The sequence below is a fragment of the Dyadobacter sp. HNCC25DJ186 genome, assembly GCF_056895235.1.
Genome location: NZ_JBXHAS010000002.1, coordinates 1 through 14,228 on the forward strand (window position 1 = coordinate 1; position 14,228 = coordinate 14,228).

Annotated in this window: 8 protein-coding genes; 3 read left to right on the forward strand and 5 right to left on the reverse strand. The window is 42.1% G+C overall.

The genetic code is table 11. The features are described from left to right. Window positions 1–29: 29 nt before the first annotated feature. Entirely contained in the window at window positions 30–815 is a 786-nt protein-coding gene (locus AC1XUO_RS04990; protein WP_483328664.1) for an endonuclease/exonuclease/phosphatase family protein, read from the reverse strand. 486 nt (window positions 816–1,301) lie between these two features. Between AC1XUO_RS04990 and AC1XUO_RS04995 the strand changes: the two genes are divergently transcribed. From AC1XUO_RS04995 to infB, 3 genes are all read left to right on the forward strand, one after another. Continuing rightward, a complete protein-coding gene (locus AC1XUO_RS04995) occupies window positions 1,302–1,790 on the forward strand; it encodes a ribosome maturation factor RimP (protein ID WP_483328665.1) in 489 nt (162 codons plus the stop codon). Window positions 1,791–1,873: 83 nt separating this feature from the next. After that, window positions 1,874–3,115, forward strand: a complete 1,242-nt coding sequence (gene nusA, locus AC1XUO_RS05000) for a transcription termination factor NusA (protein WP_235153401.1) — start codon at window positions 1,874–1,876, stop codon at window positions 3,113–3,115. A 78-nt stretch (window positions 3,116–3,193) separates the two neighbouring features. Next, a complete protein-coding gene (gene infB / locus AC1XUO_RS05005) occupies window positions 3,194–6,403 on the forward strand; it encodes a translation initiation factor IF-2 (protein WP_483328666.1) in 3,210 nt (1,069 codons plus the stop codon). Window positions 6,404–6,678: 275 nt separating this feature from the next. Here infB and AC1XUO_RS05010 read toward each other — a convergent pair whose 3' ends face one another. The 4 genes from AC1XUO_RS05010 to AC1XUO_RS05025 all read right to left on the reverse strand — a co-directional run bounded on the left by AC1XUO_RS05010 (window position 6,679) and on the right by AC1XUO_RS05025 (window position 14,219). Continuing rightward, the gene (locus tag AC1XUO_RS05010; RefSeq protein ID WP_483328667.1) at window positions 6,679–7,596 is read right to left on the reverse strand and encodes an NAD(P)-dependent oxidoreductase; all 918 of its coding nucleotides are present in this window, start codon (window positions 7,594–7,596) and stop codon (window positions 6,679–6,681) included. Between the two features lie 177 nt (window positions 7,597–7,773). Further along, complete coding sequence (locus tag AC1XUO_RS05015; RefSeq protein WP_483328668.1) at window positions 7,774–9,627, reverse strand: tetratricopeptide repeat-containing sensor histidine kinase; 1,854 nt, start codon at window positions 9,625–9,627, stop codon at window positions 7,774–7,776. 222 nt (window positions 9,628–9,849) lie between these two features. Next, window positions 9,850–13,005, reverse strand: a complete 3,156-nt coding sequence (locus AC1XUO_RS05020) for an efflux RND transporter permease subunit (protein WP_483328669.1) — start codon at window positions 13,003–13,005, stop codon at window positions 9,850–9,852. 71 nt (window positions 13,006–13,076) lie between these two features. Next, window positions 13,077–14,219, reverse strand: a complete 1,143-nt coding sequence (locus tag AC1XUO_RS05025) for an efflux RND transporter periplasmic adaptor subunit (protein WP_483328670.1) — start codon at window positions 14,217–14,219, stop codon at window positions 13,077–13,079. Between the last annotated feature and the right edge of the window lie 9 nt (window positions 14,220–14,228).

The following is a 14,228-nucleotide window of genomic DNA, read 5'->3' on the forward strand; positions in this document are numbered from 1 at the left end:
CGCTTTTGGTCATTGAGATCGGTATTTAGTTAATCACGGTTAACTGAATACGTTCCGAAACTCGGATTGTGGTCTGAATATTTTATATCCTTCAACGTCTTGAAATCCAAAAGATCGAGTGTGTTGTCATCATAAAACTGGTTATCAATCCGGATAAACCACGGGATGCGGTTATAGGTAAATCCAAAACCTTCACCCTTTTCTTCAAAAGCATTTTTTAATAAAGCTCTGGTCCGGCCGTAAAAATAACTGTAAGGCGTCTCATTAAAATCGCCACATACGATCACAGGATATGGCGATTCTTTGATCCAGTCTTCCATAATCCTAACCTCTCTGACACGCGCGGAAAACCCTTTCTTCATGGAAGATAATGTCGATCGTGTTTCACGTTTGACACCGTCAAATTTTTTCTGGCTTACCAGTGTTTTTAATTGCAGCGACATGGAGTATAAATGCACGCCAATTATCCTGACTGTATCTTTCTGAATCACGACATCCACATACATGAGCCCGTTCTGTTGTTCAAAGGCTTCTTCCCGGTGTTTAATTATCGGAAATTTCGAAAAAATGGCAAGACCTATGAAGGTGCTGTTCTCATTCTTTTTTTTATCAAGGAAATTATAGTAACGGTAGCCGGCGTCCCGGAAATATTTCACGGTCCGGAAAGTCGAAAACTTTTGTTCACTATTGAACTCAGGCATGCAAAGAATATCGGCATTCTGTTCGACAATCCATGCTTTCATGCGTTCTGTTTTAATATCATCAGCCCGGACATGCCGCTGTGTAACCCAGAAGCCAAAAACGTTATAGTTCATGACAGAGAAAGTTTTTTTTGCCGCCTTGTTTGCAAGAGGTTTTTTTGAATCATTCCCAAACTGGTAAGTCCTCGGAAGGAACACGCTCCCAAGCACGATCAGGAAAATAGGTGCGAGGCATTTCCTGGAATCGACCAGTAAAAAAATAAAAACAAAAATTATGTTGATGATTACCGTCACCGGGAGGGACATCATTAAGAACCCGGCCGCCCAGTGCGGGGTCGGGACCCAATACGTTAACGCATACACCAGTAAAGAGTAAGCGGCGAAACACTTAAACAAAAACCAAAAAAAACCTTTCAATCCTTTCACAATGCGATATGATTTCAATCCTGTTACAAAAGTAGACGAACACTTTGAATAAAGAACACTTCTCCAAGAGTTTGTACAAATGATAAAAAAGTTTTACATTTGCATAATAATTCGAGTTTGATCGGTTGATTGAGGGGGTATTTAATCCCCTTTTTTATTTGTAGTACATCTTACATGACAATAAAAGAACATTTGGAAGTTTTGCTGACTCCTTTTTTGGAGGAAGGCAATTATTTTCTGGTGGATATTCAGATTAAGGCTTCAAAGGTAAGTCAGAAAGTAACCATTCTCGTCGATAAAGACGAAGGAATTACAATTCAGGAATGTACGTCCATCAGTCGGAGACTGGCAAAACAACTGGAAGAGCTGGAAGTTTTTGCCGATCCATATACCTTGGAAGTTTCTTCTCCCGGCCTGGACCAGCCACTGGTTCTGCTCCGTCAATATCTGAAAAACTTGGGAAGAAATCTGAAGGTAACCTTAAAAACAGGAGAGTCCGTTTCAGGTCTTTTATTGGAAGCAAAAGAGGAGAGTATTTTACTTCAGCTGCCAGAGCCAAAGAAAAAATCGAAAACACCCGTAGATGAAGCATCGCTGAAACGTGAGATCCCGACGGATCAAATCTCTAAAGCACTTGTTGAAATCTCGTTTAAAAACTTATAGATCAGATTATCATTTCGATCTGATTTGCAGGAAATTATATATTATGTATAACTTAGTATCAGCAAATATTCTTAAGCATAACAATGGATAGCGGAATATTAATTGAGTCATTCGCAGAGTTTGCCACCTCAAAAAACATTGATCGTCCAACGATGATCAGCGTTTTGGAAGAAGTATTTCGTACAATGATTCGTAAAAAATACGGGACTGATGATAATTTTGATGTAATCATTAACCCGGAAAGTGGTGACCTCGAAATGTGGCGCACCCGCGAGATTGTCGATGACAATTCGGAGGACATCTGGGATTACAACAAAATTCCATTGGCAGAAGCCCGCAAGATTCAGAATGACTTTGAAGTCGGCGAAGAAGTTGCAGAGGAAGTTAAGCTTGTTGAATTTGGTCGCAGACTAGTTCAGACCGCCCGCCAGACCCTGATCCAGAAAATTAAAGATATGGAAAAGGAGATCATGTATGAAAAATACAAGGATCAGGTTGGTGAGATGATTACAGGTGAGGTATATCAGACACTTCGTCACGAAGTCATCATCATGGATGGTGAAGGAAACGAACTTTCACTGCCTCGTACAGAGCAAATTTCAAAAGACCGTTTCCGTAAAGGAGAATCTGTTAAATCAGTAATCCATAAAGTGGAAATGAATAATGGAACGCCAAGAATTACATTATCGAGGACATCTCCTGTATTCCTTGAACGCCTTTTTGAAGTAGAAATTCCTGAAATTTATGATGGAATTATTTCGGTGAGAAGAGTGGTTCGTGAACCGGGTGAACGTGCGAAAGTGGCTGTTGAGTCATACGATGACCGCATTGATCCGGTAGGAGCCTGCGTAGGTATGAAAGGATCAAGAATCCATTCAATCGTTCGTGAACTGGGTAATGAAAATATTGACGTGATCAATTACACGGACAATCTCGAACTGCTTATCAGCCGTGCTTTAAGCCCTGCAAAAGTGAGTTCAATGCAGATTGATCGTGAAGCAAAACGCGTCTCAGTGTTCCTGAAACCGGATCAGGTTTCTTTGGCTATCGGTAAAGGTGGTCAGAATATCAAACTGGCCGGAAAGCTGGTTGGTATGGAAATTGATGTATTCCGCGATATCGAAGAGCAGAATGATGAAGATGTTGATCTTTCGGAATTCTCTGATGAAATCGACGCGTGGATGATCAGTGAGTTGCACAAAATTGGATTGGATACCGCTAAGAGTGTTTTAGCGCTTAATAAAGAGGAACTTGTTCGACGGACGGATTTAGAAGAAAATACCGTTGAAGATATTCTGGATATCCTTCGCAAAGAGTTTGAATAATTACAAGAATATGTGGAGGTATTGACATAGTGTTTATATTTCCACGGATGCAAAAACTTTTTTCTACAAATTGCTAATATGGCAGAAGATAAAATGATGCGCCTAAGCCAAGTGGCAAGGATCCTGAACGTAGGAATTACTACGATCGTGGATCATCTGTCTGCCAAAGGGTACAAGGTGGAAAGTAACCCCAATACCAAAATTAATTCGGATCAAATTGATTTTCTTGCGAAAGACTTCAAATCAGAAGATCTTAAATCTTCGTGGGCTCCAAGAAATACTTCTTCGGAACCAGTTGCAGAAGTGAAGGAAGAAAAACACAAAAGTGACGTTGACGGAATTTTGTATTTCCGCAATTCACCTTCAAAACCAGTCGAAGAAAAGCCTCAGGTGGAAGAAAAAGCGGAGCCAGCAGCGCCTGCTTTGGAAAACAGACTTCCAGGTATTAAAGTGGTAGGAAGAATAGATCTGGACCCTAAAAGGCCGTCGGTCGCTCCAATGCCCCCTAAATCTGAACCTGTTGTTGAAGAGCCTGTTAAGGAAGTAAAAGCTGAGACACCGCCGCCTGCTCCTGTTGTTGTACCCGAGCCAAAAGCAGAGGTAAAAGAAGCAGAGCCAGTTAAAGTTCAGCAGGAAGTGAAGCCAGAACCGCAGCCGGTCGTAACACCGCCTGTTGAAAATATAATTATCGAACAACCAAAGAAAGAGCTAGTTGCTGAAAAAGAGGTAGTAGTTGAAAAACCGGAACCAGTGGCCCCGGTACAACCCGTTGCCGAAGTGAAGCCACCAACTCAAAAAGAAGAGTCAAACCCGGTGGAAACTCCCGTAAAAGAAACTATCCCTCCCGTTGCTGAAAGCAAACCGGCTACTGAAAGCAGCCCGGCAACACCAGAAACCAATGATTCTGAATTGATTGAAGCACGCGGTGAGCAGCTTCGCGGTCTTCGGGTTATTGGTAAAATTGAACTGCCTTCTGACAGAGCAAAGAAAAAAGATCCAGTTGCGTCAAGTGATTCGGCAACCGACAAAAAACGTCGCCGTAAGCGTAAGCGAATTCGTGATGATGTAAGACCAGCCACTGCGGGTGCTCCGGCAACTACGCCAGCGACGGGAACTACAACAACACCTGGTACTCCTGGAACCAGAGACAATAATAACAGAGATAATAATCGGTCCAGAACACCGAACGGTGCGCCGAATACAAACGCACCGAGAACTGCCAACAGTAATACCAGCAATACAAACACCAACAGACCTGCCGCCGGAACAACGGGTGCAACGCCTGCTGCCGGAAGTACTGGAACTGGTAACACAGGTGGTGGAGCTGGATCTGCTGCTAATAAAGGCCGCACAAATAACAGAAGAGGAGGAAAAAGAGAAGAGGTTTCTGACAAAGAAGTTTCTGACAATATTAAGGCCACAATGGCAAGAATGGGTGGAGGTAACAGCCGCACAGCCACACGTGGAAAAGGACTTCGTCGCCGCGACCGTGCAGATCAGAACGATCCAAACGCAGACGGATTGGAAGAAACAAAAGTACTTCGCGTAACAGAATTCGTGTCTGCAAACGACCTGGCTTCTTTAATGGAAGTGACGGTTCAGGAAGTAATTTCTGTTTGTATGAGCATGGGTATGTTTGTTTCGATCAACCAACGTCTCGACGCAGAAGCAATTACATTTATTGCTGATGAATTCGGATTTGAAGTTGCCTTTATCTCAGCGGAAGAGGAAGTTCAAAACGATGTTGTTGAAGAAGTTGATACAGAGGAAAGCCTTATCGAAAGAGCCCCGATTGTAACGATCATGGGTCACGTCGATCACGGGAAAACATCCCTTCTGGATTATATCCGTTCTGAAAACGTTGCCAGTGGTGAAGCCGGTGGTATCACCCAGCATATTGGAGCTTACAGTGTTAAAACAAAAACAGGCAAACAGGTTACTTTCCTAGATACGCCGGGTCACGAAGCCTTTACAGCGATGCGTGCCCGTGGAGCGAAAGTTACCGATGTTGTAATTATAGTGATTGCGGCTGACGATAGTATCATGCCACAAACCCGTGAGGCGATTAATCACTCACAGGTTGCGGGTGTACCAATCGTATTTGCATTCAGTAAAGTAGATAAAGCAGGTGCTAATACGGAAAAAATTCGTGAAGAACTTGCCAATATGAATATTTTGGTTGAAGAATGGGGTGGTAAATACCAGACTCAGGAAATATCATCCAAATCAGGTTTGGGTATCGATCTTCTTTTGGAAAAGGTACTTTTGGAAGCAGAATTACTTGAACTTAAAGCAAATCCAAATCGTCGTGCGATCGGTAGCGTAGTGGAAGCATCTTTGGATAAAGGACGTGGATATGTTACAACGATCCTTGTTGAAACCGGAACGCTTAAAGTAGGTGACGTGGTTTTAGCAGGTGCGCATTTTGGTAAAGTGAAGGCAATGACCGATTACCTTGGTCGTAAGCTGAAAACTGCCGGGCCATCTATGCCAGTTCAGTTGTTAGGGTTGAATGGCGCGCCGCAAGCGGGTGATCGTTTCAACGTATTTGAAAACGAACGTGATGCACGCGACATTGCTGTGAAACGTGAGCAGATTCAACGTGAACAAACCATTCGTACACGCAAGCATATTACACTGGAAGAAATTGGCCGTCGTAAGGCGATTGGTAGTTTCCGTGAGCTCAACCTGATTATCAAAGGTGACGTGGATGGATCTGTTGAAGCACTTTCAGATTCGTTATTACAACTTTCAACGAACGAGGTTCAGGTTAATATCATCCATAAAGCGGTTGGTCAGATCTCTGAATCGGATGTTAACCTCGCGATTGCTGCGGACGCAATTATCGTAGGATTCCAGGTTCGTCCTTCTGCGAATGCGAAGAAAATGGCGGAACAGGATCAAATCGAAATTCGTCACTACTCTGTAATTTACAGCGCGATCGACGAGATCAAGGATGCGATGACTGGTATGCTTGCTCCGACTATCGAAGAAATTGTTACGGGTAATATTGAAATTAGAGAAGTATTCAAAATCAGCCGTATCGGTACAATTGCGGGATGTTATGTTACGGATGGTTTCGTGAAACGGAGCAACAAAATTCGTATCGTTCGTGACGGTATTGTACTTCTAACCGGAGAAATTGACTCGCTGAAACGTTACAAAGACGATGTTCAGGAAGTGCGTAACGGGTATGAGTGTGGTTTGAGTATCAAGAACTTTAATGACATAGAAGTTGGTGATATTATAGAAAGCTTTGAACTTCGTGAAGTGAAAAGATCGCTGTAAATTATCCAGATATAATGATCAGAGCCGGTTTTGAGCAATCAAAGCCGGCTTTTTCATTTTATCATTTTCTTGTCTGGTTACAATTAAATCATATCAAAAACTTATTTAACGGGCGTTTGTTTCCAAAAATCATAATGGAATAAATGTATTGTGTCCTCGCAGGAATCTGAGTTCTTGCAGTCATGAAAAACAAACCTATTAAATTTTACTAATGAGAATCTGCTATGGATTGAGTCCCCCTTCTTGTGGGGTTTATGATGTACGTGCCGAAAATTCTAAATCTTAATAGTGTTTTCTAAAAAGTAAGCCTCAATATTATTAAAGACTTTTTCTGTTAATCTTTTTCCCGACTCCTCAGTAAAACCCGCAGATAAAGGATATAGAATTACATTTCTAAGTTTTGATAATGGATCAAGAAGTATTCCCGCTCCATCCGAGTCAAAGATGGCAAATGATTCCGGATCCGACGAAAGCCAGTTGATTAACGCTTGTTTTTCAAAAGGCTGGCCAAGTGAGGTGTTTATAAAAATAGATTTTTTCTTTTTAGCTAAAAACATGTCTTGATCAAGAATGATACTGTTTCTGGGCACGTGTACAGATATAATATCACAAATTTCAAAAAGTTCTTTATTAGAATATTTTTTGATTCCAAGCTTCTCAGCGACAGGTTTTTCATTTCTGCTACTGTAAAAAACACTCATTCCAAAAATCTGAGCCGTTTGTGCCACCATCAGTCCCAGCGTCCCAAGCCCGATTATGCCAATACTTTTACCGCTAAGTTCCGTGGGTTCATTTTTCCAATGTTTATCTCCCAGACCTTTAAAAAGGTTAATAAGTTGTGCAAAGATAAATTCAACTACACCTTCGTCGCCATAATCTCTAACTGCTTTTACAGTAATTCCTAATTTTCTGGCAGCAATTACATCCACATTCGATGAGGCAGGATCATAAAGGCTGCAGCACATTCCGATATATCGGAGTCCGGTTGCTTGTCTTAAAATGGATTCTGTGATAGGCGTTTTCCAACTTACCAAAATGCAGTCACTATCTGCAATTCTATCCAGCGTTTGTTGTTCATTACCAGGAGAATCTTCATACATAAGAAGGGATTTTTCGGAAAATGTTTGAAGTTTCTGAATGCCCTGCCTGGTAAGGCGTGTCTGGTCAAGCACTATTATTTGTTTGAAAAGCATGCCTTCTTATTGTTATAAACGCTCAAAGGATTTTAAATATCATTTCCCAACATATTGAAAAAACTGAATTTTGCAGACTATTCGTCATCAGCCAAAAAATGTTGATGATGCGGGTTTAAAATTTCGAGCCTATCAATTGACTCTGGCTGTGAAAACTTGATTTTACGATCAGTTAAGTTAAAAGGGCAGGAAAACAACGAATGTAGATCCTTCTCCCTCTATGCTTTCAAAACGCAGGTTTCCACGGTGTGCCTCAACAATTTGTTTTGAAATATATAACCCCAATCCGAAAGGTTGTTCACCCGCCGTCCCTTGTCGTTTCGATGAGGTAAACGGATCAAATAACTTTTCGGCAGACACTTTTGGAATCCCTAATCCTTTGTCTTTAACTAATATTTCAACTCCCTGATCATTTTTTTTGGCACTAACGCTTATAATACCCTGCTCCGGACTAAATTTTATAGCGTTGCCAATCAAATTATTCAAAACCCGCAATATCTTGTCACGGTCTGCACTGATATTTATCTGTGGACAGCCAGTCAAAATGAGCTGCTGTTTTTTTTCTGTGGCCTTGAAAGATAGTAATGCAATGGTGTGCTGAAGGAACGTTGGAAGATCGATTTCTTCCTTTTGAATTTCTGCTTCGTTAAAATCAAAGTCTGTTTCCAGCAAGTCGCTGATCAGTTTTATGCAGCTATAACTGGATTCATGGATAAGGTCGATAAATTGCATTTGTTCCTCTCTAGTCAGGCTTTCTTCCCGGAGCACAGAACACAGCGAACTTATTGCGCCAATTGGATTTCGTAAGTCATGGGCCACCACTTTGATCAGTTTAGCATAATCCTGATTGGTTTTCTCCAGCGCTTCACTTGTAGATTCCAGTTGGCGAAATTGTGTTGTCAATATCTGGTTCGTCTTTTTTATGTATTTGGAATTTCGCAAAAAGAAGAAGATACCTAACAAAGTGAGTGCACAGATTGCCGCAGCCAGCCAAAGTAATTTTTTATTGTAGTCTGACTTCACTTTCTGTGATGCCAGTTCCTGATCTTTCACTGCATACTCAATATAATCTATACCAGATGATTTGTCAATCTCAGCTTGTCGCTCATAGAGCCGGAGCAATTTTCCACTGTAAATGAACGCCGTAGATTTGTCGCCTTTTTCCAGATAGATATCATATAATTTTTTACAAATTTCCTTGGCGTAGGTTCGGTAACTTTTTTCTTCTGCCATTTCAAGTGCTTTAAGCAAAAGATCAATTGATTTTTGTGGACTTTGTTTCATGTAATTATTTGCCTGATCCATGTATAAGCCCATGCTCAGATAATTTAACTCCATTTGTAGCCCGAGTTGAAGCGTACTGTCCAACAGATTAATTCCTTTTTCGCGCTGTCCGATCGAAATCAAATGGGCCGCTCGGAGCTGCTGAATAGCAATAGCAAGTCGAATGTCACGGTATTTGTCTGAAATTTTCTCAGCTTTGTTAATAAGATTTTCTTTTCTTTCAACATTGAATTTTTCCGGATACCCCGAAATATAGTTATATATAACTAAGGCCGTGATTGAATCATGGGAAATCATGCTTCCCATCGAAAGTGCTTGATCCAGATTCGCCAGTGCTTTTTGATCCTTACCACTGACGTTGTAGACCATGCCAATATTCATTAAGGTCTGGACAATGTTGGAGGAGTCTTTCTGCGACACGTACATGTTGTAGGCGTCATTATAATACCTTAAGGCAAGTTGATTGTTTCCTTTTATATCAAAAACGATCCCTAAATTATTGGTTGCATCTGCTATTCCTTTTTCATACTGCAATCTGGATGCGATCTCTCTTGCCTTTAAGGCATAATGAAGGGTGCTGTCTGCATTTTGTTCGTAAAAAAGAAGGGAAATTCTATTTAGCAGATCGGTATATGCAGTGCTGTCAGTTGTTACTGCAAGGTTTTGTTGTAGTTTTTTGAGTTTTTCAACCTGACAAAAAGCTGATGAGGTCAATAAAATTAATGCAAATGCAATAGCGACTCTCATAATTTGAGAAATTAGTAATAAAGTGTGTAGAATAAATATACAAATTACGAAAGATCTGCTTAAAAGTACATCGCCTAATATCAAATACACATTGTGACCCGGCTGATTATTTGGGAATTGTATGGAATTATGGGAAATACGTTCCTATTTTTTTAAAAAAAATACAAAAAAATAGGCGCGAAACATTTCGGTTTCGCGCCTATTTTTCTTATTATCTATTTTCTAAGCCAGTCTCGATTCCCGATCTTGTCGTTTCTTTTTCTGTTTATTTGCAAGTTTTTCAATTGCCACAAAAAGAACCGGAACAACAAAGATTGCCAGTGAAGTTGCTGCAAGCATCCCTCCAAAAACGGTCCATCCAATTGTTTTCCGGGATTCAGCCGCCGCGCCGCTCGCAAATGCCAATGGAAGTACGCCAAGGATAAAAGCAAGTGATGTCATAATGATCGGACGAAGACGAAGCTGAACGGCTTCAAGTGTTGCTTTCACAACCTCCATACCCGAATCAACCCGTTCTTTTGCAAACTCTACGATAAGGATCGCATTTTTCGCAGCAAGCCCGATCAGTGTGATCAATCCAATCTGTGCATAAATATTATTGGTAAGATTTGGCAAAAGTGTCAATGTAATAATCGACCCCAAAGCTCCAATCGGTACTGCAAAAAGTACTGAGAAAGGAATTGACCAGCTTTCGTAAAGCGCGGCCAGGAAGAGGAATACGAAGACAATCGATATGGCAAAAATTGTCGTCGTCGAATCTCCCGCTTTGATCTCTTCTGAACTCATTCCTGAGAATTCATATCCATAACCATCAGGAAGTGTTTCTGCCACTTCTTTCAAAGCTTGAATGGCCTGTCCACTACTAAATCCTGGCTTTGGTGTGCCATTAATTTCAACGGCGCGGTAAATATTATAGTGAGAAATCAAGGCTGGATTTTCCACCACTTTCGTCGTAATGATTGCCGAAAGCGGAATCATATTTCCTTCCGAATTCCTTACGTAAAATTTATTTACCTGATCAAGGTTTGAACGGAAAGTGCTGTCCGCCTGAACCATTACACGGAAGTTACGTCCATACAAGTTAAAGTCGTTCACATACGTACTACCCAAAAGTGTAGAAAGTGTACTAAAAACATCATTCACCTTAACACCCAGTTTCTTGGTTTTGTCACGGTCCACATCGATTTGATAAGACGGAGTTTTCGCATTGAAGAAAGTATAGGCAAACCCGATTTCCGGACGCTGGTTTACAGCCGCCAGGAATTTCTGGGTGACAGCCTCAAACTTCTTGATATCATCCGTACTGGTTGTCTGTTGAAGTTCAAAAGTGAAACCTGATGTTTGTCCGAGACCAGGAATGGCCGGAGGAGCAATGGCAAGAACACGGGCTTCTTTGATGTCCGCTGTACGTTTCTGAATTTCAGCAATAACGGCCTGCACATGATGTTCAGCTCCTTTACGATCTGCCCAGGGATGCAAACTTACAAACATGGTACCAACGTTGGATTTGTTTGAGAAACTGATAACATTTAGCCCGGCAAGTCCACCGACTGTTTTGATCTCAGGAATGGCGGAAACACGTGCCATAATTTCCTTAATCATCGCAATATTACGAGTCGTCGAGGCCGCTTCCTGCATCTCGTATGTCACAAATAAACGTCCTTCATCTTCCACTGGAATGAAACCGGATGGTTTGTTTTTGAAAAGGAAAACAAGACCAAAGATCAGACATACCATCATAATTAATACGTAGGGAGTTCCTTTTATCCATTTGGCAACACCTCTTGTATAGGAATGGGAAACGCCGTCAAACCAGCGGTTAAATTTATCAAAGAACTTTTCAAGCCAGTTCTTTTTCGCACCGGCGTCCTTGGTTGGTTTCAGCATCATGGCGCAAAGTGCCGGTGTCAGCGAAAGTGCTACAAATGCCGATAGAAGTACAGATACAGCAATCGTGATTGCGAACTGCTGATAAAGCCTGCCCACGATACCCGGAACAAAACTTACCGGAACGAATACGGCTGCAAGGATAAGGGCAATGGCAATAACCGGTCCGGAAATCTCTTTCATCGCCTTTTCTGTCGCTGCTTTTGGGGAAAGCCTGCCGTGGTCAATATTATGCTGGACGGCCTCGACCACAACAATGGCATCATCCACCACAATACCGATCGCAAGTACAAAGGCAAAAAGCGTCAGCGTATTGATCGTGAATCCGAAAGGAATAAAGAAAATAAATGTTCCAATCAAAGATACCGGAATCGCAAGAATCGGAATTAATGTTGCGCGCCAGTTTTGAAGGAAAAGGAATACTACAATTACCACGAGGATCATCGCCTCCGCAAACGTGTGCAGTACTTCTTCGATGGATACCCTAACAACAGAAGCAGTTTCAACCGGAATTACGTAATCAATATCTTTCGGGAATGTTTTTTTCATTTCCGCCAGCGCAGCCATCACACCGTCATAGGTATCCAAAGCGTTAGCACCAGGTGCCTGGTAAATCAATACAAATGCGGCAGGTTTTCCATTAACAAACGCATTGGCGTTATAATCGAACTTACCAAGTTCAACACGTGCTACATCTTTCAAATAAACAACACTTCCTTCCGTCGGAGCAGAGCGAACGATAATATCTTCAAACTCTTCCTTTGTATTAAGGCGGCTGTTGGTAAGTACACTGTATTCAAACGCCTGCTGCGTAGGTTGTGGATTAGCTCCCACGGTTCCTGCGGCAATCTGTAAATTCTGCTCAGCAAGGGCGGCGGAAATGTCAGAAGGCGTCATATTCAAGTTGGCAAGTTTTTCCGGATTCAACCAGATTCGCATACCAAAATCATCCGCACGGGAAACAATATCACCCACACCTTTTACGCGTTGAATTCTGTCTTTCAGATAAATATTCGCATAGTTACCGATGAACTGAGCGCTATGCGTTCCTTTTGGAGAATAAAGCGCAAGGGCGATCATGATACTTGGCTGTCTTTTCCGAACAGTAAGACCCAATCTTTTTACAACATCCGGAAGGGCAGGTTCTGCCACACTTACACGGTTTTGAACATCAAGTGCCGCGATGTTTACGTCTGTACCAATATCAAAAACGACGTTGATACTGCTTTGTCCGCTACTTGTACTGTTGGATGACATATAACTCATCCCTGGCGTTCCATTCACCTGCGTTTCAATAGCCGTCGTGGTTGTTTGCTCCACCGTCTGGGCGTCGGCTCCGGTAAATACCCCCGAGATTGTTACCGTGGGTGGCGTTACGTCAGGATACTGGGCAATCGGTAATGTTGTTAAGGCAATAAGGCCGACGAGCACGATCACAATCGACGTAACGATTGCTGTAACCGGCCTTTTTATAAAAATATCTGCAATCATTTTTTTAGTATTTAAGGGAATCAGAAGGAGGTCAGGCTTTTGGCCGCTTTTCCTGTTTTTCTAGCTTACCGTTATTTTGTAGCACCTTTCGCCGGAGCCGCTGCTGGCGGAGCGGTATTGATCACAGCACCTTCTCGAAGATTCTGAACACCTTCCACAGCGATTTTCTCGCCTGCTTTCAACCCTTGTTTCACAATGATATTCGCACCGATCGGCTCACCTAATACCAGTTTTCTCTGCGAAACTTTGCTTGAATCACCGGCAACGTAGACAAAGAATTCACCAAGTTGTTCGGTCACTGCTTTATAAGGAATCAGTACCGATTGAGCAGATGCATTGTTACGAACCCGTACTGTTCCGGTCATTCCTGATCTTAACATATTGTCCTTATTCGGAAATACAATACGCGCTTTGATCGAACCCGTCTGCGGATCAACGGCACGGTCAAGTAGTGCCAATTTTCCAGGGATCGGATAGATATCTGTTCCAAATGCCAAAGTAAAAGTTGAATCCTTCGCGTTGCTTGTTTTCAAGAGGTTAGAAAAACGGTAAATTTCTTTCTGATCTACATTAAAGTCAACCGCCAGCTGCGCGTCTGTGGAGACCGTATTCAAAATTGTTTGACCGGCAGTAACCGCTGCGCCTACCTTAACCAGTGATATCCCAATCACACCGTCAAAAGGAGCAGTGACCTTGGTATAACGAACGCTAGTTGAAACGGCAGAAATATTTGCCTGAGCCGCCTCTGCCTGTCTTTTGGCAACTTCCAGGGCAGCGTCAGCATTATCGACAAGCTGTTTTGCAACTGCATCGTTTTTATCAAGTTCATGGTAACGGTCAGCATCTTTCTGTGCTTTTACAACATTTGCTTTTTGTACGTTAAGGTTAGCTACGGCCTGTTCGTAATTAGCCGAATATAGCTGGGCATCGATGGTATAAAGCAATTGTCCTTTCTTCACCCGTGAGCCATCCTGAAATTTTATGCCTGTTATAAAACCTGTTACCTGCGGACGAAGCTCAATCTGATTCAGGGCAGTTACGGTTCCAGGATATTCGTCGTGGTATACCGCATCTGTCGTCTGCACTTCCTGCAAGGTAACATTCACGGGAGGCGGACCCTGCATTGCCGCCTGTTGGTCATTTTTCTTTCCGCAGGAAGCCAGTATTAAAACTGAAAGTGCTGCTGTATAATATTTTGTGGTATTTAAAAACATGGTATCAAG